At 67.2% G+C, this 26,211-nt stretch carries 24 protein-coding genes; 5 read left to right on the top strand and 19 right to left on the bottom strand.

Annotated elements, in window-relative coordinates; all coding sequences use genetic code 11:
- Positions 1-23: 23 nt before the first annotated feature.
- Both ACZ5YA_RS29925 and ACZ5YA_RS29920 read left to right on the top strand, forming a co-directional pair.
- A complete protein-coding gene (locus tag ACZ5YA_RS29925; protein WP_464091629.1) occupies positions 24-950 on the top strand; it encodes an allantoinase PuuE in 927 nt (308 codons plus the stop codon).
- Positions 951-993: 43 nt separating this feature from the next.
- A complete protein-coding gene (locus ACZ5YA_RS29920; RefSeq protein ID WP_059375028.1) occupies positions 994-1,989 on the top strand; it encodes a Bug family tripartite tricarboxylate transporter substrate binding protein in 996 nt (331 codons plus the stop codon).
- A gap of 46 nt (positions 1,990-2,035) precedes the next feature.
- On the opposite strand, the gene ACZ5YA_RS29915 is transcribed toward ACZ5YA_RS29920, so the two are convergent.
- The 7 genes from ACZ5YA_RS29915 to ACZ5YA_RS29885 form a co-directional block, all read right to left on the bottom strand.
- Positions 2,036-3,595: an ABC transporter substrate-binding protein gene (locus tag ACZ5YA_RS29915; RefSeq protein ID WP_306633833.1), complete on the bottom strand. Its 1,560-nt coding sequence runs from the start codon at positions 3,593-3,595 to the stop codon at positions 2,036-2,038.
- Between the two features lie 186 nt (positions 3,596-3,781).
- On the bottom strand, positions 3,782-4,402 hold the full coding sequence (locus tag ACZ5YA_RS29910; RefSeq protein WP_059375031.1) for a GntR family transcriptional regulator: 621 nt from the start codon (positions 4,400-4,402) through the stop codon (positions 3,782-3,784).
- Positions 4,403-4,493: 91 nt separating this feature from the next.
- Positions 4,494-6,149 carry an ABC transporter ATP-binding protein gene (locus tag ACZ5YA_RS29905; RefSeq protein ID WP_059375032.1) on the bottom strand — a complete coding sequence of 552 codons (1,656 nt, stop codon included), beginning with the start codon at positions 6,147-6,149 and terminating at the stop codon, positions 4,494-4,496.
- Complete coding sequence (locus ACZ5YA_RS29900) at positions 6,149-6,967, bottom strand: ABC transporter permease (protein ID WP_059375034.1); 819 nt, start codon at positions 6,965-6,967, stop codon at positions 6,149-6,151. The genes ACZ5YA_RS29905 and ACZ5YA_RS29900 overlap by 1 nt, the downstream gene beginning before the upstream one ends.
- Positions 6,964-7,908: an ABC transporter permease gene (locus tag ACZ5YA_RS29895; protein WP_054450419.1), complete on the bottom strand. Its 945-nt coding sequence runs from the start codon at positions 7,906-7,908 to the stop codon at positions 6,964-6,966. The genes ACZ5YA_RS29900 and ACZ5YA_RS29895 overlap by 4 nt, the downstream gene beginning before the upstream one ends.
- A 61-nt stretch (positions 7,909-7,969) precedes the next feature.
- Positions 7,970-8,839: an alpha/beta hydrolase family protein gene (locus tag ACZ5YA_RS29890; RefSeq protein ID WP_251877496.1), complete on the bottom strand. Its 870-nt coding sequence runs from the start codon at positions 8,837-8,839 to the stop codon at positions 7,970-7,972.
- Positions 8,840-9,041: 202 nt separating this feature from the next.
- Positions 9,042-9,959, bottom strand: coding sequence for a DUF808 domain-containing protein (locus ACZ5YA_RS29885; protein WP_251877498.1), 918 nt, complete (start codon positions 9,957-9,959; stop codon positions 9,042-9,044).
- Positions 9,960-10,134: 175 nt separating this feature from the next.
- Here ACZ5YA_RS29885 and ACZ5YA_RS29880 point away from each other — a divergent pair, with 175 nt between their 5' ends.
- Positions 10,135-10,443 (top strand): DUF1272 domain-containing protein, encoded by a 309-nt coding sequence (locus ACZ5YA_RS29880; RefSeq protein ID WP_280016118.1) that lies wholly within the window; start codon positions 10,135-10,137, stop codon positions 10,441-10,443.
- Positions 10,444-10,468: 25 nt separating this feature from the next.
- Here the strand turns inward: ACZ5YA_RS29880 and ytfE are convergent, their stop codons facing one another.
- Entirely contained in the window at positions 10,469-11,149 is a 681-nt protein-coding gene (gene ytfE / locus ACZ5YA_RS29875; protein ID WP_059375052.1) for an iron-sulfur cluster repair protein YtfE, read from the bottom strand.
- Between the two features lie 152 nt (positions 11,150-11,301).
- Between ytfE and norR the strand changes: the two genes are divergently transcribed.
- The gene (gene norR, locus ACZ5YA_RS29870) at positions 11,302-12,825 is read left to right on the top strand and encodes a nitric oxide reductase transcriptional regulator NorR (RefSeq protein WP_059375055.1); all 1,524 of its coding nucleotides are present in this window, start codon (positions 11,302-11,304) and stop codon (positions 12,823-12,825) included.
- 48 nt (positions 12,826-12,873) lie between these two features.
- Here the strand turns inward: norR and ACZ5YA_RS29865 are convergent, their stop codons facing one another.
- The 11 genes from ACZ5YA_RS29865 to ACZ5YA_RS29815 all read right to left on the bottom strand — a co-directional run bounded on the left by ACZ5YA_RS29865 (position 12,874) and on the right by ACZ5YA_RS29815 (position 24,925).
- Entirely contained in the window at positions 12,874-14,253 is a 1,380-nt protein-coding gene (locus tag ACZ5YA_RS29865; RefSeq protein ID WP_464091628.1) for an alpha/beta fold hydrolase, read from the bottom strand.
- A 58-nt stretch (positions 14,254-14,311) separates the two neighbouring features.
- Complete coding sequence (locus tag ACZ5YA_RS29860; RefSeq protein ID WP_059375061.1) at positions 14,312-14,764, bottom strand: VOC family protein; 453 nt, start codon at positions 14,762-14,764, stop codon at positions 14,312-14,314.
- A 23-nt stretch (positions 14,765-14,787) separates the two neighbouring features.
- A complete protein-coding gene (locus ACZ5YA_RS29855) occupies positions 14,788-17,016 on the bottom strand; it encodes an alpha-ketoacid dehydrogenase subunit alpha/beta (RefSeq protein ID WP_464091627.1) in 2,229 nt (742 codons plus the stop codon).
- A 12-nt stretch (positions 17,017-17,028) separates the two neighbouring features.
- The gene (locus ACZ5YA_RS29850) at positions 17,029-17,847 is read right to left on the bottom strand and encodes an ABC transporter ATP-binding protein (RefSeq protein WP_054450398.1); all 819 of its coding nucleotides are present in this window, start codon (positions 17,845-17,847) and stop codon (positions 17,029-17,031) included.
- A gap of 36 nt (positions 17,848-17,883) precedes the next feature.
- Positions 17,884-18,966: an ABC transporter substrate-binding protein gene (locus ACZ5YA_RS29845; protein ID WP_464091626.1), complete on the bottom strand. Its 1,083-nt coding sequence runs from the start codon at positions 18,964-18,966 to the stop codon at positions 17,884-17,886.
- Between the two features lie 69 nt (positions 18,967-19,035).
- Positions 19,036-19,854 carry an ABC transporter permease gene (locus tag ACZ5YA_RS29840; RefSeq protein ID WP_464091625.1) on the bottom strand — a complete coding sequence of 273 codons (819 nt, stop codon included), beginning with the start codon at positions 19,852-19,854 and terminating at the stop codon, positions 19,036-19,038.
- On the bottom strand, positions 19,842-20,732 hold the full coding sequence (locus ACZ5YA_RS29835; RefSeq protein ID WP_464091624.1) for an ABC transporter permease: 891 nt from the start codon (positions 20,730-20,732) through the stop codon (positions 19,842-19,844). The genes ACZ5YA_RS29840 and ACZ5YA_RS29835 overlap by 13 nt, the downstream gene beginning before the upstream one ends.
- A gap of 1 nt (position 20,733) precedes the next feature.
- Complete coding sequence (locus ACZ5YA_RS29830) at positions 20,734-21,723, bottom strand: alcohol dehydrogenase catalytic domain-containing protein (RefSeq protein ID WP_251877518.1); 990 nt, start codon at positions 21,721-21,723, stop codon at positions 20,734-20,736.
- Between the two features lie 24 nt (positions 21,724-21,747).
- A complete protein-coding gene (locus ACZ5YA_RS29825) occupies positions 21,748-22,521 on the bottom strand; it encodes an SDR family NAD(P)-dependent oxidoreductase (RefSeq protein WP_059375074.1) in 774 nt (257 codons plus the stop codon).
- Positions 22,522-22,528: 7 nt separating this feature from the next.
- The gene (hpsN, locus tag ACZ5YA_RS29820) at positions 22,529-23,842 is read right to left on the bottom strand and encodes a sulfopropanediol 3-dehydrogenase (protein ID WP_280016114.1); all 1,314 of its coding nucleotides are present in this window, start codon (positions 23,840-23,842) and stop codon (positions 22,529-22,531) included.
- A gap of 30 nt (positions 23,843-23,872) precedes the next feature.
- Positions 23,873-24,925, bottom strand: coding sequence for an ABC transporter substrate-binding protein (locus ACZ5YA_RS29815; RefSeq protein ID WP_280016113.1), 1,053 nt, complete (start codon positions 24,923-24,925; stop codon positions 23,873-23,875).
- 222 nt (positions 24,926-25,147) lie between these two features.
- On the opposite strand from ACZ5YA_RS29815, the gene ACZ5YA_RS29810 reads away from it, so the two are divergent.
- A complete protein-coding gene (locus ACZ5YA_RS29810; protein ID WP_059375082.1) occupies positions 25,148-26,200 on the top strand; it encodes a LacI family DNA-binding transcriptional regulator in 1,053 nt (350 codons plus the stop codon).
- Positions 26,201-26,211 lie beyond the last annotated feature (11 nt).

Here is a 26,211-nt window from a genome sequence, read left to right as displayed (position 1 = left end):
CTACCTCGATGGCTAGCCCCGCTATGACTACCGATCATCCGCACTTGCGCCGCGATTTCGTCGGCTACGGCGCCAACCCGCCCGATCCCCGTTGGCCGGGCGGCGCACGCCTGGCGTTGAACCTCTGCATCAATTACGAGGAAGGCGGCGAGCCTTCGGTGCCGGACGGCGACGCTGAATCCGAGACCGGCCTGACCGAGGGCGGCGCCGGCGGTTTCGCCGGGCGCGACCTGGCGGCCGAATCGATGTTCGAGTACGGCAGCCGGATCGGCTTCTGGCGCGTGCACCGGCTGCTGCAGGAACGCGGCATGGCGGCCACGATACTGGGCTGCGGCCTGGCGCTGGAACGCAATCCGGAGGTCTGCGAGGCCATCAAGACGGCGGGCTATGACGTGTGCGCGCACGGCTGGCGCTGGGAACGGCACCAGAACCTGACGCTGGAAGAAGAGCGCGAGCGCATCCGCCGCACCGTGGAATCGATCACCCGCACGGTGGGTTCGCGCCCGCTGGGCTGGTACTGCCGCTACGGCCCCAGCCTGAACACCCGCGCCTTGCTGGCCGAGGAAGGCGGCTTTCTGTACGACTCCGATACCTATAACGACGAGCTGCCCTACTGGACCGAGGTCGGCGGCAAGCCCCACCTGCTGGTGCCTTACGGCCTGGCCAATAACGACGCCAAGTTCATCCGCGGCGGCATGGCCACGGGGCAGGACCTGTTCGAGTACCTGCGCGACGCATTCGACATGCTGTACGAGGAAGGCGCCACGGCTCCCAAGATGATGTCCGTGGGATTGCATCTGCGGCTGGTCGGCCAGCCGGGCCGCGCGGCAGGCCTGGCGCGCTTCCTGGACCACGTGGCGGCGCACGGCGACGTCTGGGTCTGCCGGCGCGCCGACATCGCTCGCCACTGGCATGCGCACCATCCGGCCGCCCAGGGCGCCGCGCGCTGATTCGTTTTCTGCATCGCCCACGTTTTCTCATCAGGAGAGCAGCATGTCGAAGTACCAGAAAATCAATCGCCGCGGCCTGCTGGCCACGGCCCTGGCCGGGTTGCTGGCGCTGGGCTTGAGCCCAGCGGCGCAAGCCGAGGCCTATCCCAGCAAGCCGATCCGCATCGTCGTGCCCTTCCCGCCCGGCGGCGCGGCCGACACCCTGGCGCGCGCGCTGTCGCAGCAGTTGAACGACACGCTGGGCAAGCAGGTCATCGTGGAAAACCGCGCCGGCGCGGGCGGCACCATCGGCACCAATGCGGTGGCGCGCGCGGAGCCGGATGGCTACACGCTGCTGTTGGGCAACGTGTCCACGCTGGCGATCGCGCCCAGCCTGTATCCGAACCTGAACTACGACCCGGTGAAGGATTTCACGCCCATAACCCTGGTGGGCAAGAGTCCACTGGTATTCGCGGTCAATCCGGGCCTGCAGGCGAAGAACCTGCCCGAACTGATCGCGCTGGCGAACAAGGATCCCGGCAAGCTGACCTTTGGCTCTTCCGGCGCGGGCAGCATCACCCACCTGACCGGTGAAGTGCTGAACCTGGCCACGGGCGGAAAACTGGTGCACGTGCCCTACAAGGGCAGCTCGCCGGTGCTGCTGGCGGTGGCCTCGGGCGAATTGAGCATGGGCGTGACGCAGGTTGTGGAGATGCTGCCGCAGTACAAGGGCGGCCGGGTTGGCGCCGCGGCGGTGACGGGCATCGAGAAGTCGCCCGCCCTGCCCGACGTGACCACCGCTGCCTCGCAAGGCGTGAAGGGACTGGAAGCCACCACGTGGTACAGCCTGATGGCGCCCGCGGGCGTGCCGGCGGAAGTGGTGCAGCGCCTGCATCCGGCGCTGGAAAAGGTGCTGACCAACGCCGAGCTGCGCAAGCGCTTTGCCGACGAGGGCCTGATCCTGGCGCCGTCCACGCAGGCGGAGCTGAGCGCGTTCCTGGGCAATGAAGTGCGCGACTGGGCCGCGGTGATCAAGCAGGCGGGCGTGAAGCTCGACTAGCGGCTGGCGCCGGGCCGCGAGCGCGGCCCGGCGCCATCAAGCGTCCTTACTTGCCGTCGCGGACCTTGGTTTCCCAGGCCCGCGGCTTGCCTTCCCAGACCGAAAATCCTTCCACGCGCTTGCTGGATGCCCAGGCGTCCGCGCCGTTGTACAGCATCAGCATCGGGGTCTGTTCCAGCATCAGGGCGTGCAACTGGTCGAACAGCGCCTGGCGCTTGGCCGGATCGGATTCCAGGAAACTCTCATCGATCAGCTTCTGCGCCGCGGGGTCATCCCAGACCTTGCGCGGCTGCTTGGTCTTGTCGCCCGAAAACTGCTCGAAGCTCAGCGAAGGGTCCAGGCGCGAAGAAAACGAGAACGAGCTGATCTGATACTTGCCGGTGTTGTAGCGGTCCAGCTGCGTGGCCCATTCCAGCACCTCGATCTTGGCGTTGATGCCCACCGCCTGCATCATGGCCTGGGCGATCACCGCCACTTGATAGCTCGGCACGTGGGCGCGCTTGTTGGCGTAGATGATCACGGGCTCGCCCTTGTAGCCGGCTTCCTTCAGCAATTGCTGCGCCCGGGCCGGATCGTATTTGTAGCCGCGCTTTTCCGCGTCCTTGTAATAGGCCGAACCCGCGTAGACCGCGGAATTGTTCAGTTGGCCCAGTCCTTCGGAGGCGGCGGCCACGACCTGCGGAATATCCAGCGAGGCGGCGATGGCCTGGCGGATCTTCACATTCTTCAGCACCGGATCCTCGGTCTGGAACAGCAGCACGTGCTTGACCGCGTCATGCGGGCTGAACACCGTCAGGTTCTTGGCGTTCTTCAGTTCGCCCACATCTGTGTTGGTGATCTGCGCGGCGTCGATGGCGCCCGACAACAGGCCCGCCTTCGAAGTGGACGGATCCGGCACCACCAGGAACTTGACCTCATCGGCCAGCGGACGCTTGGAGCCCACGTAGCCGTCCGGCTTGTCGCCAGCGGGCGAGACGTAATCCTTGTAGGCCGTCAGCAAGGTGTATTCACCGCGCTTCCAGTCCTTGAACATGTAGGGGCCGGTGCCCACCGGCTTGATCCAGGAACCGTCGGCGGCGACCGAATCCTTGGAGATGATGGCGGTCATGCCGCAATCGGTGCGGGCCAGCGAATCCAGGAACACGGCCGACTTGCGGTCCACCTTCATCACCACGGTCTGCGCGTCGGGCGCGGACACGTCCGTCACCTTCAGGCCGTTGCGGCCATCAAAGTCGCTGCGGCAGCGCCAATCCGTCTTGGGATCCATGTAGCGCTGCCAGTTCCAGACCACATCGGCCGAGGTCAGCGCGGCGCCGTTGTGGAACTTGACGCCGTCGCGCAACTTGAAGGTATAGGTCAAACCGTCTTCCGACAGGTCCACCGACTTGGCCAGCAAGGGCCCCACGGTGCCGTTCTCGCGATAGCCGACCAGGCCCTCGACGATGTTGAGGATCACGCCGTCGGTGGTGTTGTCGCGGTTGACGCCGGGGTTGGTCGAGCGGATGTCGGCGGGCTGGGCGATGGTCAGCAGCGCGGCCTGGGCCGAACCGGCGGCGGCCAGCGCCAGGCTGAGCGCGAGCGCTCTAGGTACGAAAACATGGTGCATGCAAAGACTCCCCGGCGTGCGGCGCAAAATTCACGCATATATTGGCGCCAAAATTAGCTGCCCATTATGAGCGGAATGCGCCGCTTCGCTATCGGGGGTATCCCTGAAGGCGCCGCCGGAATGAAAAACGGCGGCCTTCATTCCGAAGGCCGCCGCATGCTTGCAGCGCCGGTTGCGCCGGCCGCCTCAGGAGATGTCCTGCCCCACGTGCTGGGCAATGATTTTCTGCAGGCGCTTGACGTCGCGCGCTTCCAGCGCGTCCACCATGTCGAAATGCTCGCGCGCGGAAATCTCGATGCGCGAGCGCGTCACCCATTCCTTGGCCGGCGCCGCCGGGCCGCGGGCCCGGGTTTCGTGGATCAGCGCGACCAGTTCGCGGTTGCGGCACATGTCGTACATGCCCGCGTGGAAAGCCAGGTTGACCTCGTACTGCTCCAGCAGCGTGCCGTCCTGCAGCAGCTTGGCGAAGCGTTCGGCCAGGGTGCGCAGCGCCTTGACCTTGGCCACGGTGACGTTGGGCATCAGGTCCGCCGCCGCGCCCGTTTCCAGCAGGATGCGGATGTCGCGGATCTGCAGATGCTGGTCCGGATCCATGGCGTAGACGTGATAGCCCCGGTTCGGGATGTGCGCGATCAGCCGCTTGGCGGCCAATTGGTCTAGCGCCCGCCGGACGTCCAGACGCTTGGCGTCGTAGCGTTCCTGCAGGTCGATCTGTTTCAGCCAGGCGCCGGGACCGTAAACGCCCGCCTGTATATCGTGGGCGATGCGATCAACCAGGCCGGGTTGCGCCGTTGCCGCTTTCGGCATGGACCACTCCCGTCTATCAAATCCGAAGCGCGTATTTTATGCGTAAGTATTCCCGGGGGACGGCGCCTGCGCCCCCTGGGATACCCGCCCCTCAGGCGCTGGCCCGCAACGGCTGCTGCTGGTCCAGCCGCCAGCGCAGGCGCACGCCGCCGGTATCGGTGGATTCCAGCGCCGGAATCGCCGACAGCAGGCTGCGGGTGTACTCCTCTTGCGGTTGGTCGAACACGGCGTCGCGAGAGCCCTGCTCGACGATGCCGCCGTCGCGCATCACCACCACGCGGTCGGCCACCTGCTCCACCACGCCCAGGTCGTGGCTGATGAACAGGCAGGAAAAGCCATGGCGTTCCTGCAGGTCGGCAAACAAGTCCAGCACCTGCGCGCGCACGGTCACATCCAGCGCGGACACCGGTTCGTCAGCGATGACGAAGGCCGGACGGCGCACGATGGCGCGGGCAATTGCCACACGCTGGCGCTGGCCGCCCGACATCTCGTGGGGATAGCGCTTGGCGTACTCGGAACCCAGGCCCACTTCGGCCAGCACTTCGTCCACCCGGCGGCGCTTCTCCGCCGCGGGCATGTCGTCCAGCATGCGCAGGCCCTCTCCCACCAGTTGGCCGATGGTCATGCGCGGGTCCAGCGAGGAATACGGATCCTGGAACACCATCTGGCAGTTCAGCCGGTAATCACGCCAGGAGGCCGAACGGCGGTTCACGGCCTGGCCGCGGAACAGGATCTGGCCCGAAGTCGGCGCCAGCAATCCAGCGATGGCCCGTCCCAGCGTGGTCTTGCCCGAACCGGAGCCGCCCACCACCGCCACCACTTCGCGCGGCTTGACGTGCAGGTCGATGCCGTTGAGCGCGCGCTTGGCGCCGGTGCGCGAGAACAGCCGCTGATGGCCGGCGTAGTCGACCACCAGGCTCTTGACCTCGACGATGGGCGGCTCCTTGCCCAGCTGGCGCGCCGGCAGCCGGCGCGGCATGGCGTCCAGCAGCTTGCGGGTGTAGGGGTGCTGCGGCCGCTCCAGAATGCTGGCGGTGGCGCCTGTCTCCAGCACCTTGCCGTGTTGCATCACCACCATGCGCTCGGTGTAGCGCGCGACCATCGGCAGGTCGTGGCTGATCATCAGCACCGCCGTATGGTGTTCGCGGGTCAGGTCCACCATCAGCTCCAGCACGTCGCGCTGCACCACCGCGTCCAGCGCGGTGGTGGGCTCGTCGGCGATCAGGAGCGCGGGCTCCAGCAGCATCACGGACGCCAGCATCATGCGCTGGCGCATGCCCCCGGAGAACTCGTGCGGCCAGGCTTCCATCGCGCCCTTGGGATCGCGGATGCCCACCCGGCGCAGCATTTCCAGGATGCGTTCGCGGCGCGCGGCGGCGGACAGGCCCTTGCGGTGCAGGCGCAGGCCCTCCTCCAGCTGGCGGCCGATGGGCATGGACGGATTCAGCGAGGTCATCGGCTCCTGGAACACCATGCCGATGCGCGCGCCGCGCAGCTTGCGCAGCGCGGCCGGGGACGCCTGCGTCACGTCCACGCCTTCGAACTTGATGGAGCCGCCGGCCACCACCAGCGGCGATGGCGTCAGGCCCATGATGGCGCGCGCGGCCTGCGTCTTGCCGCTGCCGGATTCCCCGACGATGCCGACCATCTCGCCAGGCGCCACCTCGAAGGACACGCCGCTGACGATTTCGCGCCCGCCCGCGCCAACGGTCAGCGACAGATTCGATACGGATACCAATGCGCTCATTACACGCCCCTCATGCGGGGATCGAAGCGGTCACGCACCGCGTCGCCCAGCAGATTGATTCCCAGCAGCGCGAGCGCGATGGCCAGGCCGGGAAGTATGGATAGATAGGAAGCCTGCGCCATGAACGGCCTTGCGGCGGCCAGCATGTTGCCCCAGGTGGGCGCGGGAGGCGGCACGCCCAGGCCCAGGAAGGACAGCGCGCTTTCCGCCAGGATCACCCAGCCGAACATGGAAGTCGCCAGCACCGTCAGCGGCGCCACGCAATTGGGCAGCACGTGGCGGAACATGGTGTAGAGCTCGGAGTTGCCCAGCACGCGCGAGGATTCGATGAACTCCTTCTCGCGCAGCGACAGCACCGTGCCGCGCACGATGCGCGTCACCGAGGGCGTATAGGCCAGGCCCAGCGCCAGGATGATGCCGTACTTGTTGGCGCCTACTACTGCCAGCAGGCCCAGCGCCAGCAACAGCCCGGGAAAGGCCAGCAGCGCGTTGTTGAAGGCCATGATGATGCGGTCGGTCCAGCCCCGCACAAAGCCGGTCAGGGTGCCGACGATCGTGCCCGCGACGATGGCGAAGCTCACCGTCAGCAAACTGATCCAGACACTGCTGGAGGCGCCGGCCAGCAGGCGCGACAGCTCGTCGCGGCCGAATTCGTCCGTGCCGAGCAGGAACTCGCCGCCCGGCGGCTTCAGGCGCGCCACGAAGTTGATCTTGAGCGGGTCATGCGGCGTCCAGAAGGCGCCCATGATGGCCGCCACCAGCATCAGCGCCACGATGACGCCGCCCAGTAGCGCGTTGGCTGCAATTCGCTTTTTCATTCGGCGGTCACTCTCGGGTCAAAGAGGGGATAGCAAAGGTCGATGAACAGGTTCACGATCACGTAGACCACGCCCACGAACAGCAGACAGCCCTGGATCACGGGGTAATCGCGGGCGAAGATGGAGTCCACCAGCAGACGTCCCAGGCCGGGGATGGTGAACACCGTCTCCACCACCGCGATGCCGCCCAGCAGGTTGCCCAGCACCAGGCCGATCAGCGTCCAGGTGGGACCGAAGGCATTGCGGAAGGCGTGGCGCATCAGCACCGCGGATTCCGACAGGCCCTTGGCCCGCGCATGGGTGATGTAGTCCAGCCGCAGCACTTCCAGCGTGCTGGCCCGCGCCATGCGCATCAGCACGCCGATCTCATGCAGGAACAGCGTCAGGATGGGCATGGCCAGGTACAACAGGCCGGCCTTCCAGTCTTCACCGATGGACACGTAGCCCACCACCGGCAGCCATTGCAGCTTGAGGCCGAAGAAGATCAGCAGCAGCAGGCCCAGCCAGAAGGTCGGAATCGACACCAGCAGCGTGGCCGTGCCGACCAGGAACAGGTCGGGCGCCTTGTTCTGCTTCCAGGCGGCGATCATGCCGGCCGGCACCGCCACCAGCGCGGCGAACAGCACCGCCACCACCACCACGCGGCCGCTGATCAGGAAGCGGTCCCACACCAGCGGCAGCACCGGCTGGCCGGTATTGATGGACGAACCCAGGTCCCCGTGCAGCATGTTGCCGAACCAGATGCCGAACTGGGTAAGCCAGGTCTGGTCCAGCCCCAGCCGCTCCCGCAGGTCGGCCAGCGCGGCCGGCGTCGCCAGGTCGCCCAGCAGCAGTTGGGCTGGGTCGCCCGGGATGAGCCGGATCATCACGAACACCGCCACCGCCACAATCAGCAGCGTCGGTATGGCCATGACGATCCGGGATAGCGCGAAACGCAGCATGCCCCTCTCCTATTCCTGGTCGCGGACTCGCGGATGCCCGCAAGCGCCGCGTCCGCCGGTCTCAGTTGTCTTCATGCCGCAGCTTGCGCAGGGCGGCGGCCAGGAAGTCCTGCACCTGGCCCACGCACTTCAAGCCGTCATGCGGCACGTTTTCCACCACGTCCAGCACCGCGTTCACACCCTGCGCTTCGAACGAACGGCGCAGCGACTCCAGGCGCTCCGGGCGGGTACTGCCGGCGGAGTTCGCGCCAGGCATGAAGAACTTGCCGCCTTCGCGGTGGGTGATTTCCCAGGTTTCCAGGTCGGCCTTGCCAACGATCATGTGGACCGCCACCTGCTTGAGCGCTTCGATGTCGATGCGCTTGCCGAAACGGGCCTCGGCATCGCGCACGCCCACCCACCAATCCTGGCTGGGATCCAGCAGCGTGACCGAGCCCGGCGCGCCGATCGACACGGCCCACAGGCTTTCGGGGTGCAGGTAGGCGAACCGGTTGACGAACTGGCCGCCGCCCGAATAGCCGAACAGGCCGAACTTCTTGAAGTCGCAGCCGAACTTCTCGCCCACTTCCGCCACCATGTCCAGCAGGATCTCGTCGTAGCGGATGTCGCCTTCGCGCAATTGCTTGAAACCGTCGCGGTTGCCGTCGCCCAGCGGGCTTACGGGGAACAGCGGGCACAGCACGATGCAGTCGTTCCAGCGGGCGAACTCCGCGAACGCGTCGCGGTATTCCACGAAGGCGCGGCCGGTGCCGTGCATGATCACCACCAGCTGCATGGGATGCCTGGCGCTGTCGATGTGCGGCGGGACATAGGTGCAATAGGAAAAGCGCGGGTCGGAGCGGGCGGCGAAGACGGTGCTGTGGCCCAGGTCGTACATGGCCCGCGCGCGGGCGGCGTCGGGCTGGATGGCGGGTGCTGCGTTGGACTGCATGATTTCCTCGTTTCCATGGCCGCGGGGCCGATGGTCTATGCCGGTGGTCGAAATAATGATCACATAAATTGGCGCCAATTTTAGGCGCACGTATTCCGGCGCAACAAGGCAGGGGATTCCCTAGGAACGTAAAAAGGGAGCGCCGCGGCGCTCCCCTGGATGGCGCCGGCGCCCCCGCTCAGCGGGCCGGCGCCAGTCCGCCTCAGCCTTTCTTGAACAGCCGCTTGGCGAGGCTGACCGCCCCCAGCACCACGGCTCCGGCCACGATGCCGAACAAGGCATTGAGCAAGGTGGCCGTGAGCGCCTGCACCACCCCGCCCCCGCCCACCGCCGCGGCGGCCTGGTCGACCGCAGCCTGCACCGGCGCAATGCCGTGCGTCAGGATGGCGCCGCCCACCATGAACATGGCCGCGGTGCCGACCACCGAAAGGGTCTTCATCAGATAGGGCGCCGCACCCACGATGCGCCGGCCCAGCCAGGCCACCGCCTGGGACGATTTCTGGCTCAGGTATAGGCCCAGATCGTCCAGCTTGACGATGCCGGCCACCAGGCCGTAGACCCCAACCGTCATCGCGATGGCGATGACCGACAGCACCAGCACCTGCCGGGTAAAGTCGGCGCCCGCCACCGCCCCCAGGCTGATGACGATGATTTCCGCCGACAGGATGAAGTCCGTGCGTATCGCGCCTTTGATCTTGTCGCGCTCGAAGGCCACCATGTCGACCGTATCATCCTGCAGGGCCTGGGCGCGCGCGGCGTGGTTGCCTTCGTCCGAATCGCCGTGCGGCAGGAACTTGTGCGCCAGCTTCTCCACGCCTTCGTAGCAGAGAAAGGCCCCGCCCACCATCAGCAGGGGCGTCACGGCCCAGGGCGCGAAGGCGCTGATCAGCAGCGCCGCCGGCACCAGGATCAGCTTGTTGATGAAGGAGCCCTTGGCCACCGCCCAGACGACCGGCAGTTCCCGGTTGACCGGCACGCCCGTAACCTGCTGGGCGTTCAACGCCAGGTCGTCGCCCAGCACCCCGGCCGTTTTCTTGGCCGCGACCTTGGTCATGACGGACACGTCGTCCAATATGGTCGCGATATCGTCAAACAGTGCGAAGAAGCTGCTTCCCGCCATCAAGAATCCCCTGTGCCTCGAAAGGATTTTCGAGTGTACAGGCGGCCGGCGTCCGCCAAGCGTCGCCCGCCTGGCCGTTTTCACTTCTTTTCTGTCCGTAACCCCGATGGCGCGGCCGGGCATGCCGGCCTACCCTGGCGGCTGGACCCGACTATTGCCCCCCCCAGGAGGCCACATGCTTGCCTTGCGACCCAGCTGCGAACACTGCGATGCGGCGCTGCCGCCAGACTCCACCGCCGCCCGCATATGCAGTTTTGAATGCACCTTCTGCGCCGCTTGCGCCGAAGGATTGCTGGGCAATGTCTGCCCCAATTGCGGCGGCGGCTTCGCGCCCCGGCCGGTCCGCCCCGCCAGCGACCGCAAGGGCGGCAACTTCCTGGGCAAGTACCCGGCCAGCACCGAGCGCAAGCATCGTCCGGTCGACCTGGCCGCGCACGACGCCTTGCGGCGCAGCCTGGACGGCGTTCCGCCGGAACGCCGCTAGCGGCTGCAACGCCCGAACGCGGGCGCTAGCTGTGCGCGTGCGCCGCCGGGCTGGCCGCGTTCTCGAACAGGATGTTGTTTTCCAGGTGGATGTGCGCCATCAGGTCTTCCTTGAAGGTACGCAATCCCAGGTACAGCGCCCGCCACGTGTTGCATGCGGCGCGCGGCAGCGTGATGTCGTGGGTCAGCGCCAGCAGCCGTTCCAGCGCCACGCCGTGGTCGTCGTGCTCGGCGCGCATGACCATGATGGGCATGCCGGCCATGGCGCCATGGCCGCGGGCCAGCATCGGGAACAGCACCTGTTCCTCCTTCTGCATATGGCTTTCCAGCTCCTGCTGCATCACGCGCAGGTGATCGGCCAGGCCGGTCGGGCAGTCAGGGCTGTCGGCGTGCACCTGCTCCACCTTGAGCGCCAGCCGGATCAGCTCGGGCAATTGCTGGCGGTGCACCTCGTGGTAGCGCGCCAGGATATGGTCGACCAGTTCGGCCGGCGAGGCCAGCCCCCAATCCGTTTCGTGGGACGGGCTGCGCGCCAGCTCCATCAGGCGCGCCTCGATCTGCGCCGCGTCCAACGAACGCTCGGCCGCCGCCTCGGCCAGGCTCTTCTTGCCGCCACAGCAGAAGTCCAGCTGGTACTCATGAAACACCTGCGTGGCGCCGGGGATGCTGCGGGCCAATTGGCCCAGGGATTGCTCAACCATGCTCATCGCGTCTCTCCATAGTTCGTGACGGGTACTGGAAGCAATGCGAAATCCGTGCCAGGAAAAACTTGCTATTTATCAATGAATTGCAAATTAAAGGGTGAATATCACCCTGGCAGGTCAAGGTTTTATCCACCCCGAACGGTAAAATTCACCCCATGCAAAACCTCCTGCTCGCCGATCTGGTCGCCGACCTGCCCCCCGCCGTCCGCCTGCAGCGGCTGGTGTCCAGCCTGCGTACGCACTTCCGCTGCGGCGCGGTGGCGCTGCTGCAACTGGAGGAAGACCATCTACGCCCCATCGCGGTGGATGGCCTGACGCAAGACGCCCTGGGCCGCCGTTTCGCCGTGCAACAGCATCCGCGGTTGGCGGCCATCCTGGCGCGGCGCGGCGTCACCTGTTTCCACCACGACAGCACCCTGCCCGATCCCTATGACGGCCTGATCAACGGCATGGCTGGGGAACCGCTGCCGGTGCACGACTGCATGGGCACCAGCCTGCACATCGAGGGCCGCCCCTGGGGCGTGCTGACCCTGGACGCCCTGGAAGTCGGCACCTTCGACGCCGAGGCCCAGTCCGACCTGCGCGACTACATCGTGCTGCTGGAAGCCGCTTTGCGCACCACGCGCCTGGAAGCCGAAATCCGCGCGCTGCGCGTGGCGCGCGGCGCCGAACCGGCCGACAGCGCCGTCGCCGACAACAGCGAGATCCTGGGGCAAAGCGTAGCCATCGGCCGCCTGTTGCACGAAATCCAGGTGGTGGCGGATTCCGAGCTGCCTATCCTGCTGCTGGGCGAAACCGGCGTGGGCAAGGAACTGTTCGCGCATCGCGTGCACCGCCTCTCGCGCCGCCGCGACAAGCCGCTGGTGCATGTGAACTGCGCCGCGCTGCCCGAATCGCTGGCCGAAAGCGAATTGTTCGGCCACGCCAAGGGCGCCTTCTCGGGCGCCGTGGCCGACCGGCCCGGCCGCTTCGAAGCCGCCAATGGCGGCACGCTGTTCCTGGACGAAGTGGGCGAACTGCCGCTGCTGGTGCAGGCCAAGCTGCTGCGCACCTTGCAGAACGGCGAAATCCAGCGCCTGGGCGACGACCGGCCGCGCCGCGTCGACGTGCGCATCCTGGCCGCCACCAACCGCAGCCTGCGCGACCTGGTGCGGGTCGGCGATTTCCGCGCCGACCTCTATCACCGGCTATCGGTCTATCCCATCCCCATTCCGCCGCTGCGCGACCGCGGCAACGACGTGCTGCTGCTGGCGGGCCGCTACCTGGAACTGAACCGCGCGCGCCTGGGTTTGCGCAGCCTGCGGCTGTCGCCGGAGGCCGAGGACATGCTGCGCCGCTACCGCTGGCCCGGCAACGTGCGCGAACTGGAGCACGTCATCAGCCGCGCCGCCATCAAGGCCGTCAGCCACGGCGCCACGCGCAACGAGATCGTGACGCTGGGCGCCAAGCTGCTGGACCTGTCCGACGGCGACATGCCGCTGGCCGCGCCTCAGGAGAACGCCGACGCGCCCGCCGGTCCTGACCAGACGCTGCGCGAGGCCGTGGACGCCTGCCAGCGCCAGGCCATCCGCCGGGCGCTGGAAACGCACCAGGGCAACTGGGCCCATGCCGCGCGCGCACTGGGCGTGGACTCCAGCAATCTGCACAAGCTGGCGCGGCGCATCGGGCTGAAGGGCTGACTCCGCGCCGGCCGTCCCGGCAAACGCCAAGCCCCAACCGCCATACCATCAGGGCCGCGCCATCGCCCCGAGCACGATATCCGCCACCAGCTTGCCGGCCTCCCATTGCGGCATGTGGCCGGCATCCGGCAGCAGATGCAGCGCGGTCCTGGCTGGCGCATTCAGCGCGTGGCGCCAGGGGATGACGGCGTCGCGCCGCCCGTGGATCAACGTGCAGCGGCATTGCAGGCTGGCCAGGTCCGCGGCGATGCTCAGTTGCTGCACGCCGTTCCAGCCCACCTCCCGGCATAACTCGATCAGGGGCTCGCGCCGCGCCTGCGTGCTCTGGCGCAAGGCGTCGATGAAATTTCCCGACGGAGTCATGCCGGAGACGGTGAGCTTCTGCAGCTCGCGCTGCGCCGCTTCGTTGGTGCCGGCATGCGTCATGCCCGTCAGGAAGCTCTGGTCGATTTCAGTGCCCAGCCCGACCGGCGCGATCAGGACCAGGCTATCCACGGCCATGCCGGGGCGGGATGCCGCCCGGGCCGCCACCGCCGCGCCAAAAGAATGGCCAATCAGGTTCACGGGTCCGATGCACTGGGACGCCACCGTGTCGGCCACCGCATCGACGATATGTTCGAAGCGCGTGGCCTGCGAACGCGTGGCGCCATGGCAAGGCAGGTCCATCGCCAGCACGCGCAGTCCGGCGCGGCTGAGCGCATGCGCCAGGCTGGCCCAGGCGTCGCGGTCGCCGAACATGCCGTGGATCAACACCGCCGTCTGGCTGCCCGGACGCCCCCCTTCCCACACCGTGAACCGGACTTCGCCGTGGCGGGTGTACGCCCAGGCCTCGCGCTTTTCTCCTGGCGCGCCGCGGGCCTGCATGCTGCCCTGTCCGCTGGCGCTTGCCTGACCGACATCCGCCACGGTCACACGGCCGTTGGGCCCGGTCCCCGCCACTGCGTCCAGTGCGATGCCGCGCTCGGCCGCGACGCGGCGGGCGGCGGGGGTGGCGAACTTGCGGTCTACCGAAGGCTGCGCGACAGGATGCGCCAACGACGGCGAGGCCGCCGGCGTCCGCGCGGCAGGCGGCGCGGCCGGCGGCGCGACAACGGCCGCCGCGGCAGCGGCCGCCGCGGCATCCGCAGGCTTTGCTGCCGCGGATTGCGCCGCCGCGCCGCCCGCGCTCGCCGCCACAGCCTCGCCTTCCATCTGTACCCGCGCGATCACTGTATCCGCGTTGACGAGGCCGTCCACCGCGACCAGATGTTCCACCATGACCCCGTCGTCGTGCGCGGGCACCTCGATGATGGATTTGTCGGTCTCGATTTCGACCAGCACGTCGCCCGTCTTGAAGGCCTGCCCAGGCGCCACGATCCAGGCGACCAGGCGGGCAGCGTCCAGGGCCTCGCCTGTCGGCGGGACGACCATATCCAGCGTTCTCGTCATGCTTGTTCCTTCGAAGATCGATGCGCGCCCCGGCAAGCGGAGTTGCGCCAGCGCAGCGTCAGGCCGCCGGATTCATGAACTGGATGAACTCCGTGATGGCGCCTTCCGGCTCCATCAGATAGAACACCTTGGTGCGCCCTTGCCGCATGACACGCGGCGAGGACACGCTTTCATAGCCGGCGCGCGTGGCCTGCTCGTATACGGCATCCACGTCCTCCACTTCGAAGGCCACGTGGCTGTAGCCGAAATCGCATTGGCGGCGGGGCTGCCTGTCGCCTTCCGGCGTGTAGTACTTGAACAGTTCCACCCGGTGTCCGCCATGGCGCAGCATGGCCCAGCGTATGGTCGCACCCGGCAGGCCGACCACTTCGCCCAGCGCGGGCTCGCTGCGGTGGTCCATCTCGCCCTCCAGCTCGAAGCCGAGAAAGCCGGTATAGAAGTTGCGCGCGCGTTCGAAATCATTGACGCAGACGGCCGTGTGATGCGTGGCTAGCAGTTTGTCCTTGAGCATTTTTCTCTCCTATGGCGTCCGGTTCAGCGGGCGCCGCCGCGGCGGCTGTCCATGGATTTCAGGGCCATCTCCACGGCCTGCGCGTCCGCCAATGCGGCGCGCTCCAGCACCTTGGAGACCACGGGCGAGGAATTGGCGCCCGTAACGTGCACGATCTCGTGGTCCAGCCAGTCGAACAGCCTTGACTGCGCCTCGCTCGCCACCCGCGAGCCGATCGAGGTGCCGCGGGTAGTCTGCTCCACGATCATCAGCGCCTGCGTGCGCTTGACGCCGGCCGCGATGGTGTCCCAATCGATGCCCAGCGGATCCAGCGTGCGCAGGTCTATCACCTGGGCGTCGATGCCCGTACGTTCCGCCGCCTGGCAGCAGACCTCGACCATGACGCCGTAGGTCAGGATGGTGCAGCGTGCGCCCTCGCGCGCGACCCGGGCCCGGCCGATCGGCACGATGTAGTCCCAGTCCTCGGCGGGCACCTTGCCCACCGTCTTGAACAGGTCGTTGTATTCCACCATCAGGACCGGATCGTCGCAGCGCAGCGCGGCGTTGAGCAAGCCGATATAGTCATAGGGACGCGATGGCGCCAGGATCCGCCACCCTGGATACTGGGCAAACAGGCCGCTGGCGTCCATGGAATGCTGCGAGCCATAGCCGGTGCCCGCCGTGACCCGGCTGCGCACCAGCACCGGCACTGCGAACTTGCCGCCGAACATGTGGCGCACCTTGGCGATCTGGTTGAACAGCTGGTCCGCGGCCACCAGCGCGAAGTCGGGATACATGATCTCCACCACGGGCCGCATGCCGTTCAACGCCGCGCCCAAGGCCAGGCCAGTGAAACCATTCTCGCAGATGGGCGTGCCGATGAGGCGTTCCGGAAAGTGATCGCCTATGTCCTTGGTAGCGCCGGCCGTGCCGCCTTTCAGGCGATGCACATCCTCGCCCAGGATGAAGATGCCGTCGTCGCGCTGCATGTTCAGCAGCATGGCGCGCGAAATCACGTCCTGGAACTTGGCGTCCGCCAGGCTCGCTGGCGTCTGCTCCTCCAGCTCGATGGCGCGTTGGCCCGCGAGTTCGCCCAGGTTGCCGCGGATACCGCTGTCCACGCTGGCCGGGTCCGGCCACAGTTCGGGCCGGATGCGTTGCGCTGCCTCGTCGCCGTAGTGCTCCAACAGCCGCCCTAGGGCGCCGTCTATCAGTTCGTCCGCACGGCGCTCCAGGCGGGTGAAGCCGGCATCGTCGATCAGGCCCAGCGATTTCAGCTGCGCGGGAAACATCGACATGGGATCGCGCGCGCCCCAGGCCTCTTCCTCGTCCTTGTCGCGGTAGCGGAACGCGCTGCCCTTGAGCGCGCCCGACTGGTGCAGGTAGCGGTAGGTCTGCGCTTCCAGCAGCACCGGCCCGCCGTCGCGGCGGATGATGGCCCGAGCTTCCTGCATGGCCAGGCGCGCAGCCACCACGTCCATGCCGTCGAACTCGATCGCCGGCACGCCCAGGGACAGGCCGCGCGCCGACAAGCGGGTTTCGCGCGTCTGTTCCGACACGTGGGTGGACACGGCGTACAGGTTGTTTTCCACGAAGAAAATGGTGGGAGCGTTGTAGAGCGCCGCAAGGTTCATGGCCTCGTACGCCGCTCCGCTCTGCATGGCGCCGTCGCCGAAGAAGGCCACCGACACATGATCGCGCCCGCGCAGCTTGTCGGCAAAGGCGTAACCCACCGCATGCGACGGATTGCCGCCCACGATGGCGTTGGATCCATAGATGCCGGCCTCGGGATAGCGCAGATGCATGGAACCGCCGCGGCCGCCGCAATAACCCGGCGTCAGGCCCAGGATCTCGGCATAAGTCCGGTAGACCACCTCGCGGTGCGAATCCAGCGTTTCCGAGTCCAACGGCGAATAGTCCGCCGGTGTGGCGTGGTTCAGCGCCTTGGCAAGAAACTGGTGGTGCATGCGGTGGGTGCCGTTGATCTTGTCGGCCGACTCCAGCACCGACATGGCGCCCACGGCGGCGCCGTCCTGGCCGATGCTGGAATGCGCCGGACCATGCAGGATGCCGGCCACGCTCAGCTTCAGCAGCTTCTCTTCGAAGCGCCGGATCAGTATCAACTGCTCCAGCATGCGGACCATCTCGCGCGGCGCGATGGCCCCCCCATCCGCGGCGGTGGCGGTAAGCCGCCACCACGGCGTGTCGGTGTGCAGGGCGGCAAGCCGCGAGGGTTTCGCGGCAGGCGCCGCGCCTTCATTGATGTGCTTCATCTACGCTTCCCTTCAGTGAGCCGCGGCCAGGGCGGCATCCAGCGGTTCGGTTTCCTGCGCGCGCAGCAACTTCCAGATGTGCGTGCGCAGGTGCACGAATGCCTCCATGTCCATCACGTCCTCGATCCGCTCCATGCTGTCCCAGTCCTCGCGCTTGCGCACGTCGGCCACGTTGATGATTTCCTTGATCTGTCCCGGGCGGCCGGTCAGCACCACCACGCGGTCGGACAGATACACCGCTTCTTCCACGCTGTGGGTAATGAACAGCACGGTGCGCGGATTGAGGCGGGACAGCTTGACCAGTTCTTCCTGCATCACCACGCGGGTCTGGGCGTCCAGCGCGCCGAAGGGCTCGTCCATCAGCAGCACGTCGGGATCCAGCGCGTAGCTGCGGGCGATGGCCACGCGCTGCTGCATCCCGCCGGACAGCTGGTGCGGATAGGCCTGCTCGTAGCCCGCCAGGCCCATCAGTTCGATGTAGCGCGCCACGGTCCGCGCCCGCGCCTCGCGCGAGGCGCCCTTGCACTTCAAGCCGAAGCCAATGTTCTCGGTCACGGTCTTCCAGGGAAACAGTGCAAACTGCTGGAACACGACGGCGCGGTCCGGTCCCGGTTCCTCGACTTCCTTGCCACCCACCCGCACGCTGCCGGCCGAGGGAAACTCCAGGCCGGCCGCCATGCGCATCAGCGTGGTCTTGCCGCAGCCGGACGGCCCGACGATGGAAACGAACTCCCTCTCGCCCACCTCGAAACTCACGTCATCCAGGGCCAGGAAGCTTTCCCCACCCCGGCTGAACGTGCGCTGCACCCGCTCGAAAGTAATCTGACTCATGCTTGCGTTCCTTTGTTGAGAGCCGCGGCCGCCGGCTTACCTGGCGACATCGGCGACGAAGGCCCTGAGCTTGGGATCGTCCTGGATCATCTGCAGATACTTGCCCGTGACCATGGTCTTGGGATCGGGGATCTTCTTGACCACGCCCACGGACACCATGAATTCCCCCACGCTGTTCCACCAGCCCACGATCTCCGAGGAGCCGCCCGGGCCCGGCGCAAACAACTTGGTCTGCTCCGCCAGGTCGAAAGCCGGACGGTCGCGCAATTCCTGCGCCAGGTACTTGTTGGGGAACTTCACGCCCACGCTGCCGAAGAAGGCCTTCAGATACGCCTGGGCCTCCTCGGGATGCGCGCGCTGCCAGGCCACCGCGCGCAGGTAGACCGCCAGGAAGCGGGCGACCTTGTCGGGATGCTTCTTGGCGAAGTCCGGCGTCGTGAACAGGTAGCTGTGGATAGGCATCTTCAGCTCGGCGCCGGTGCAGATCACCTTTGCGCCTATGGCCTCTTCCAGGATGTAGGTATTGGGAGCCCACACCGAGGAAATGTCGTACTTGCCGCTCATTACCGCGGCATTGATGTCGGGCGGCGACAGGTTCACGAAACGGTAGTCGTCGGGCTTGAGGCCGAACTTCTGCGACAGGCATTCCGTGGCGCCCCACTGGCCCGTGGAGTTGCTGGTGACGGGAATGGTCTCACCCTTGAGCAGCGCCGGGTTCTTGAGATACTCGTCCGCCCGGTCCTTGGTGGCCATCAGCGTGATGATGGCGGCCTCGCCGTCGGCGATGCCTATGGTCTGCAAGCCATACTTCGACGCGCCCAGCAGCGACGGAATATTGCCCGCCCCGCCCACGTCCCATGATCCGGACGCGCCCGCCGCGATTTCGACCGCGCCGGAAGCGAAGGTCGAGATCTCCGGCTTCAGGCCCACCTCCTTCCACCACCCCTTCTCGCTGGCGATGTACCACTCCAGCGCCCACCGCTGCGGCTGCTGCCCGATGCGGATGGTGAACAGTTCATCTCCCGCCGGCGCGGCCTGGGCCGCCGCCTGTCCGGGTCCCCCCAGCCAGCACCCGATCACGAGCGCTGCCAAGGCCTTGAGGCCTTTGTAGTGTTTCATCTGTCTCTCTCCAGTATGAAATGACGCTGCCTGCACTGCCTGCCTGTACTCCCTCCTTTGTTCCCGGGGTCAGCGCGACCAGTCGCGCTGCACCCTGCGCTGCAAGGCGCGCATGCCGTAGTCGATGCCTGCGCCTATCAGGCCGATGGTGATCATTCCGCTGATCACGATGGCGGGCTCCAGATTGCTGCCGCCCTGCACGATCATGTAGCCCAGCCCGGTCGAACCCACGATCAGTTCCGCGCCGATCAAGGACTGCCAGCCGAACCCCGCGCCGACGCGGATGCCAGCGACGATGTGCGCCAATGCGGCCGGCAGCAGGATTTCCGTCAGCGTCGTCCAGCGCCCCGCCCCCAGCATCTGGCCGGCCTCGATCAAGGCGCGGTCGATCTGCCTGGCGCCGCGATAGGAGTTCAGTACACAGGGCGCGAAGGCGCCGGCGAATATCACCAGCGTGGGCGACAGGAATCCGGTGCCGAACCAGAAGATCGCGAACGGCACCCAGGCGATCGGGGGAATGAAGCGGAAGGCTTCGAACACCGGCGCCACCGCCCAATCCAGCGCCTTGAAACGCCCCATGAACAAGCCCAGCGGGACACCAAGCAGGACCGCGATGGAGAAGCTGATCAGGAATTTCTCCAGGCTGGCCAGCAGATGCATCTGCAGCACCGAGCCCGCATAAGGTTCGTGCGTGTGCTCGGCCATGCTGCGCAGCACCGTCAACGGTCCAGGCAGGAAGGCCGGGGACACCAGGCCCAGCCCGGACAGCAATGCCCAACTGCCGAACAGGGTGGCGATGCCCAGCGCCGGCATCAGCCAGCGTTCCAGCACGCGGCGCGACACGAGGGCGCGCGCGCGGGACGGGCCGGCGCGGCTCAGGCTTTCCATGGCATCACCTTGCGTTCGACCTGCGCCAGCAGGGCCGACATCAGCATGCCCATGCTGGCCACGGCGGCCATGGCCACCACTATCATTCCCGAGTTCAGGTCGCGGGTGGCGATGATCAGCACATGGCCCAGGCCGACGAAAGAGCCAACCAGCTCGGCCGCCACCAGCACCATCCAGCAGGCCTGCAGCGAGGTCCTCAGGCCCGTGAAGATGGCGGGCAGCGCGCCTGGAACAATGACGTCCAGCAGCATCAGGCGGCCCGCCGCGCCATTGACGCGCGCCGCCTGGAGCAGCGTGTCGTCGATGTTGCGCACGCCGGTGTAGGTATTGATCACGGTCGGCGCGAAGGCTGCCAGCCAGATGACGAAGACCTTGGCGCTGGTGCCCAGCCCGAACCACAGGATGGTCAGCGGAATCCAGGCGATGGGCGCGATCGGCCGGACAATCTGGAACACCGGATTGACGTAGGCCTCGACCAGCCGGTTCTGCCCCATCAGGATGCCCAGCGGCACCCCCGTCAACGCCGCCGCTGCAAACCCGTACAGCACCAGTCCGGAGCTGGCCGCGATGTGCTGCAACAACGTACCGTCGGCATAGCCTTCCCCAGCGATCTCCAGCAGGGCGTCCCAGGCGTCGGCGGGCGACGGCAGCTGTACCGGGCTCAACAACTCCAACGGCCCCGTGGCCAGGTACCAGGCCAGGAACAGCGCCGTGACCGACGCGCCGCTGACCAGCCAGCGCAGGGACAGGCGCCGGCGCACCGGCGCGGGCGGAGGGGCGGGTGGCCTGGCGACGGTCATGGCGGCGCTCCGGTCGAGCAGGGCCAGGGCGGCCGGAACGCCGCCGACGGCGGGCGGGGAAAGAGGATGGCGGGCCATGTCAATGCGTCCTCAGCACGATCTTTGCCGACGCCGCGCGTCCGCCATCGAGGTCGGAGAAAGCCCGCGCGCCCGCACCCAGCTCACGCTCCTCGATCCAGGACAGGTCGCCGAAAGCGCCGCGATGCAGCGCCTCTACTGTCGCGCGCAGGTCGGCGCTGGTGTACGTATAGGCGCCAATGAGGGTGATCTCGTCCAGCGTCAGGCGCCGCATGTCGATCTCGCTGGCCCAGTCCTGCAGGCCGATGTGCAGCATGACGCCGCCTGGCTGCACCGCGGCCAGCGCCGCGGCGCGCGTAAGCTTGCCGCCCACCGCGTCCACCACCAGTTCGTACGCGCCCGGTTCGGGCGCAGCCTCGCGCGGATCGAAGGCCATGCAGCCCGCATGCCGCTGCGCCGAGGCGCGCCGCAACGGATTGGTCTCGGCCAGGCTGACGCGGCAGCCCTGGCTGCGCAGCAGCAGCGCCGTCAGGAGGCCGATGGCGCCGCCGCCCACGACCAGCGCGCGGGCTTCGGCCAGCGGGCGGAACAGCGCCCGCTGCGCCAGCGCCAAGCCGTGCAAGGCCGTGGCCGCGGGCTCGGTCAGCGCGGCCGCGGCGGCCGGCATGTCCTGCGGCACGGGTATCAGGCAACGCTCCGGTATGGCCATGAACTCGGCGAACGCGCCGGGACGCGTCATGCCCACCATGCCGCGGTTGCGGCAAAGATTGTTGCGGCCCTGCACGCAGAAATCGCACTGGCCGCAGTGGATCAGCGGATTGCCGGTGACCCGCTGGCCCGCGCGGCTGCCGCCCACCAGCGTGCCGACGAACTCGTGGCCCAGGATCAGCGGCGGATTGCGGCGCGGATCATGCCCATGATAGGCGTGCATGTCCGAGCCGCAGATGCCCACGGCCTCGATGCGCAGCAGCGCATCACCGTCCGCTGGCGCGGGGTCGGGTTCATCGCGGTAAGTCAGCTGGCCGGGCGCGGTGTAGACAAGGGCTTTCATGGCGGGACTCCACGGAGATGCCGATCAGCGAGCCGAAAAGCCGCCGTCTATGAACAGGGTCTGCCCGGTGATGTAGGCCGACGCCTCGCTCGCCAGGAACACGGCCGCGCCGTACAGGTCCTCCAGCCGGCCGTTGCGACCGATCATGGTGCTGGCCGCCAGGGCCTGCACCCGGGCCGGGTCGCTCATCACGGGCGCGGTCAGCGGCGTCTCGAAGAAGCCCGGCGCGATCGCGTTGCAGGTAATTCCGTGGCGCGACCAGTACTCGGCGATGGCGCGGGTCAGCTGCATCAGGCCGCCCTTGGACGCGCCATAGGGCGCGCTGTCGGGAAAGGCGCGCACGCACTGCAGCGAGGTGATATTGACGATGCGGCCCCAGCCGCGTTCGCGCATGGCCGGCGCCAGCGCGCGGGTCAGCAGGAACGGCGCGGTCAGGTTGATCGCCAGCGAGCGGTCCCAGTCCTCGTCGGCCGTGTCCTCGAAGGGCTTGCGCACGTTGATGCCCGAGGCATTTACCAGGATGTCGGGCGCGCCGAACGGTTGGGCCGCGCGGGCGGCAAAGCCGCGCAACGCATCGCGGTCAGCCAGATCGCAGGACAAGGCGCGCGCCCGCAGGCCTTGCGCTTCGAATTCACCCGCGGCGCAAGCCAGCTCCTGCTCGCGCCGCGCCACCAGCACCACGCTGGCGCCGGCCCGCGCCAGCGCCAGGCCGATGGCCTTGCCTATGCCGGAACTGCCGCCACTTACCAGCGCAACTCGGCCGTCCAGGTCGAACAGGCGGAACATGTCGTTCTGCATGATGGCTTCACTCCCGCACCGGTTCGCCAAGTTCGAAGGACTCTTTGGGAAAGTACTTGGCCAGGCGGTCGTCCGCTGTGCGCGCATGCGCCTCCATGCCTTCCAGGCGCGAGATCCGCGCCGTCACCTGGGCGGTGTCGCGGCTGGCCTGGCGCGTCATGCGCTGCCAGGTGACGGTCTTGATGAACTTGTGCACCGAAAGGCCGCCCGAATAGCGCGCCGCGCCCTTGGTGGGCAGGATGTGGTTGGTGCCGCTGGCCTTGTCGCCGAACGCCACCGTGGTTTCCTCGCCCAAGAACAGCGAGCCATAGCAGGTCAGATGCCGGAACCACCAGTCCAGGTCCTCGCAATGGACCTCCAGGTGTTCGCTGGCATAGCGGTCGGAGACCTCGACCGCCTCGTCGCGCGTATCGCACAGCACCACCTCGCCGTAGTCGCGCCAGGCGGCGCCGGCCGCGTCCCTTGCGGTAGGCGGCAGGGACGCGATCAGTTCGGGCACCCGCTTGAGCACGGCTTCGGCCAACTTGCGGTCGGTGGCGATCAGCCAGGCCGGCGATTCGTGCCCATGCTCGGCCTGCCCAACAAGGTCCGAGGCCACAATCGCCGGGTCCGCCGACGCGTCAGCGATGATGCAGACCTCCGAAGGCCCGGCGAATACGTCGATGCCCACGCTGCCGAACAGCATGCGCTTGGCCTCGGCCACGAACTTGTTGCCCGGTCCGACGATGATGTCGGCCGGCTTGCCGGTGAACAGGCCGTAGGCCATGGCGGCGATCGCTTGCACGCCCCCCAACGTCATCACGGCGTCCACGCCCGCCACCTTCATGGCGTACAGCACCTGCGGATGTATGCCCTCGCCGCGGTAGGGCGTGGAGCAGGCGATGACCATGGGCACGCCCGCCGCCTTGGCCGTGGCGATGCTCATGTAGGCCGAGGCGATGTGCGCGTAGCGCCCGGTGGGCACATAGCAGCCCGCCACATTGACCGGTATCAGGCGTTGGCCCGCGACCAGGCCGGGCGCGAGCTCCAATTCGAACTCGCGCACCGAAGCCATCTGCGCCTGCGCGAACTTGCGCACCTGGCCGGCGGCGAACTCGATATCGCGCTTGATGCCGTCGGGAATGCCCGCGGTGCGCCGCTCCATCTCTGCGGGGCCGACCAGAATTTCCCCCTCCCATTTATCCAGCCGCCGGGCGTAGTCGCGCACCGCGGCCTCGCCGCCCGACTTGATGTTCGCCAGCATCTCGGCTGCGACCTCGCGCGCGGCGGCCTCATTGCCCTGGGGCTGCCTGGACGCGGATTTGAGCTTGCTTACTGCCATGGTATGGCCTCGCGGAAGAATGGATGAAGCTCAGTTGGTCTTGTTGGCGAAGGTCTTGAGCGCCGGCGTCTGCTCGACTCGCTTCATGTAGTCGTCCGTGATGTAGGCCTTGGGATCCGGCACCTCGGTGAGCGTGCCCACGCTCTTCAAGTAGCCAGACAGAGCCTCGTAGGCGTTGTCCAGTGTGGACTTGCCGCCGCTGCGCGACATCAGCTTGAGCTGTTCATCCAGCGTGAAGATCGGCCGTTCCAGCTCCTGCCCCAGGTAGCCGTCGTTGAGCTTGATGCCGTTGGCCTGGAACAGCTTGCGCAGGTAGCCCATGGCTTCCGCCTTGTTGTTCTTTTCGAAGCTGACTGCCCGCAGATATACCGCCAGGAACTTGGCGACCGCGTCCGGATTCTGCTGGGCGAATTCGCCGCGCGCCACCAGCGCGCCTGGAATCATCACGCCCGCGTCCTTGCCGCTGCACACGACTTCCGCGCCTATCTGTTCGTTGAGCGTGTAGAAATTGGGCGCCCAGGTGCCGGCCAGCATGCCGTTACCTCCGGTGTAGGCGGACACCAGTTGCGCCGGGGCCAGCGTCACCACGCTGACGTCGCTGCGCTGCATGCCCCATTTCTTCAGGCAGGCCATGGTGGCGTATTCGCCCGTCGAGTTCGGACTGAGGAGGATCTGTTTGCCCTTCACTTCCTTGGCCGCGTTGCTGCGCACGGCGGCGGCGTTTTCCTTGCGCGCCATCACGCCGTTGGCGGTCGATTCGTCATTGGTGACGCCGAGCGTCACGATGCCGTAGCGCTGCGCGCCCAGCACCGCGGGCGGCGACCCCGTTCCGCCCACGTCCCAGGACTTGGACGCGGCGCCGGCAATCTGCTGCGCCCCCGCCGGATACACCACGAACTCCGGCTTCAGGCCGGCTTCCGCCCACCAGTTCTTTTCCGTGGCGATGTAGATCGGCAGCGCCCAATAGGCAATCTGGTAGCTGACCTTGATGGGAGTCGGCGTCTGGGCCGACGCGGACGGGCTCAACAACAAGGCGCCCAGCGGCGCCAGGCACAGACCCAGGATGCGGGGGATTCTCGACATGCTTAGTCTCCGATAGTGGATTCCGGTCTGCATGCGCGAGCTGCCGCGACATTCCCCGGATAGCAGGCCCGGATCTGCGTCCGGGCTCGGTTTTTTGAAAGCGCATACAAAGAATAAGCGCGCAAGAATCCCGTTCAACCCCGAGAAAACCCTAGAGATAGACCGTAGCGTTTCAATAACTGTATATTCACACCATCAAATTTCTGAAAGCGCTTTCAAAAAATGAAGCGAAAATCCGCGCCCCTATCCGGGGACACCCTGAAGTCCATCGCCGTCGCTGGCGGCATCTCGTCGGCAACGTTGTCGCGGGTGTTGAACCACCCGGAAAAAGTGCGGCCCGACCTGCGCGCGCGCGCCATGGCCCTGCTGGCCGAGGCTGGCTACGTACCGCACGGCGCAGCCCGTTCGCTCGCTTCCCGCAAGACCCGCACCATGGGCGCCATCATCCCCACGGTGGACAGCGCCCTGTTCGCCAAGCTGGTCGACGGCATGCAGCAGGCGATCCACGAACACGGCTATCAGCTGCTGCTGGCCAGCACCAACTACAGCCCGGCGCGCGAAGCGGGCGAAGTGCGCGCGCTGATCGAGCGCGGCGTGGACGCCATGATGCTGGTCGGCCGCAGCCGCGACCCGGAACTCTACGAACTGCTGCACTCCAAGGGCATCCCCTTCGTCACCACCTGCCATTACGACGCCGCCGATCCCTGGCCCATGGTGGGCTGGGACAACGCCGCGGCGGCGCAACGCATCGCCGACTACCTGCTGGACATCGGCCACCGCCGCCTCGGCGTGATTGCCGGCATATCCAAGGACAACGACCGCGCCGCCGACCGCGTGGCCGGCTTCACACGCGCCCTGACGCGCCGCGGCATCGAACTGCCGCCGCAGTACGTCATCGAAAAGCCCTACACCGTGCCCGAAGCCCGCCGCGCCATGGCCACCCTGCTGCGCCTGCCCGAGCCGCCCACTGCGGTCATGTGCGGCAACGACATCCTGGCCTACGGCGCGCTGCAGGAATGCCTGTGGCAAAACCTGCGCGTGCCCGAGCAGATCTCGATCACGGGCTTCGACAACATCGAAATGGCCGCCCATTGCCGGCCCGGCATCACCACCCTGAACGTGCCGGCCTTCGAGCTGGGCCAGCGCGCCGCCAACATTCTGCTGGCAGCCGACGCCAACACGCCGCCCGAGAATGTCTGCATCGAACTGGAATTGATCGTCCGCGACACTACCGCGCCGCCGCGCAGCAGCACCAGTGCGCGGCTAGGCAGCTGACCACAACGGAG

This window comes from Achromobacter sp. JCM 18799, from assembly GCF_055395645.1.
Note: the sequence above shows the minus strand (reverse complement) of the source record. Positions and strands in the feature narration are given on the sequence as shown.

Bases quoted from the DNA above. Each gene is read 5' to 3' on its own strand.
- ACZ5YA_RS29925 (WP_464091629.1), top strand. From the start codon at position 24: ATGACTACCGATCATCCGCACTTGCGCCGCGATTTCGTCGGCTACGGC.
- ACZ5YA_RS29920 (WP_059375028.1), top strand. From the start codon at position 994: ATGTCGAAGTACCAGAAAATCAATCGCCGCGGCCTGCTGGCCACGGCC.
- ACZ5YA_RS29915 (WP_306633833.1), bottom strand. From the start codon at position 3,595: ATGCACCATGTTTTCGTACCTAGAGCGCTCGCGCTCAGCCTGGCGCTG.
- ACZ5YA_RS29910 (WP_059375031.1), bottom strand. From the start codon at position 4,402: ATGCCGAAAGCGGCAACGGCGCAACCCGGCCTGGTTGATCGCATCGCC.
- ACZ5YA_RS29905 (WP_059375032.1), bottom strand. From the start codon at position 6,149: ATGAGCGCATTGGTATCCGTATCGAATCTGTCGCTGACCGTTGGCGCG.
- ACZ5YA_RS29900 (WP_059375034.1), bottom strand. From the start codon at position 6,967: ATGAAAAAGCGAATTGCAGCCAACGCGCTACTGGGCGGCGTCATCGTG.
- ACZ5YA_RS29895 (WP_054450419.1), bottom strand. From the start codon at position 7,908: ATGCTGCGTTTCGCGCTATCCCGGATCGTCATGGCCATACCGACGCTG.
- ACZ5YA_RS29890 (WP_251877496.1), bottom strand. From the start codon at position 8,839: ATGCAGTCCAACGCAGCACCCGCCATCCAGCCCGACGCCGCCCGCGCG.
- ACZ5YA_RS29885 (WP_251877498.1), bottom strand. From the start codon at position 9,959: ATGGCGGGAAGCAGCTTCTTCGCACTGTTTGACGATATCGCGACCATA.
- ACZ5YA_RS29880 (WP_280016118.1), top strand. From the start codon at position 10,135: ATGCTTGCCTTGCGACCCAGCTGCGAACACTGCGATGCGGCGCTGCCG.
- ytfE (WP_059375052.1), bottom strand. From the start codon at position 11,149: ATGAGCATGGTTGAGCAATCCCTGGGCCAATTGGCCCGCAGCATCCCC.
- norR (WP_059375055.1), top strand. From the start codon at position 11,302: ATGCAAAACCTCCTGCTCGCCGATCTGGTCGCCGACCTGCCCCCCGCC.
- ACZ5YA_RS29865 (WP_464091628.1), bottom strand. From the start codon at position 14,253: ATGACGAGAACGCTGGATATGGTCGTCCCGCCGACAGGCGAGGCCCTG.
- ACZ5YA_RS29860 (WP_059375061.1), bottom strand. From the start codon at position 14,764: ATGCTCAAGGACAAACTGCTAGCCACGCATCACACGGCCGTCTGCGTC.
- ACZ5YA_RS29855 (WP_464091627.1), bottom strand. From the start codon at position 17,016: ATGAAGCACATCAATGAAGGCGCGGCGCCTGCCGCGAAACCCTCGCGG.
- ACZ5YA_RS29850 (WP_054450398.1), bottom strand. From the start codon at position 17,847: ATGAGTCAGATTACTTTCGAGCGGGTGCAGCGCACGTTCAGCCGGGGT.
- ACZ5YA_RS29845 (WP_464091626.1), bottom strand. From the start codon at position 18,966: ATGAAACACTACAAAGGCCTCAAGGCCTTGGCAGCGCTCGTGATCGGG.
- ACZ5YA_RS29840 (WP_464091625.1), bottom strand. From the start codon at position 19,854: ATGGAAAGCCTGAGCCGCGCCGGCCCGTCCCGCGCGCGCGCCCTCGTG.
- ACZ5YA_RS29835 (WP_464091624.1), bottom strand. From the start codon at position 20,732: ATGGCCCGCCATCCTCTTTCCCCGCCCGCCGTCGGCGGCGTTCCGGCC.
- ACZ5YA_RS29830 (WP_251877518.1), bottom strand. From the start codon at position 21,723: ATGAAAGCCCTTGTCTACACCGCGCCCGGCCAGCTGACTTACCGCGAT.
- ACZ5YA_RS29825 (WP_059375074.1), bottom strand. From the start codon at position 22,521: ATGCAGAACGACATGTTCCGCCTGTTCGACCTGGACGGCCGAGTTGCG.
- hpsN (WP_280016114.1), bottom strand. From the start codon at position 23,842: ATGGCAGTAAGCAAGCTCAAATCCGCGTCCAGGCAGCCCCAGGGCAAT.
- ACZ5YA_RS29815 (WP_280016113.1), bottom strand. From the start codon at position 24,925: ATGTCGAGAATCCCCCGCATCCTGGGTCTGTGCCTGGCGCCGCTGGGC.
- ACZ5YA_RS29810 (WP_059375082.1), top strand. From the start codon at position 25,148: ATGAAGCGAAAATCCGCGCCCCTATCCGGGGACACCCTGAAGTCCATC.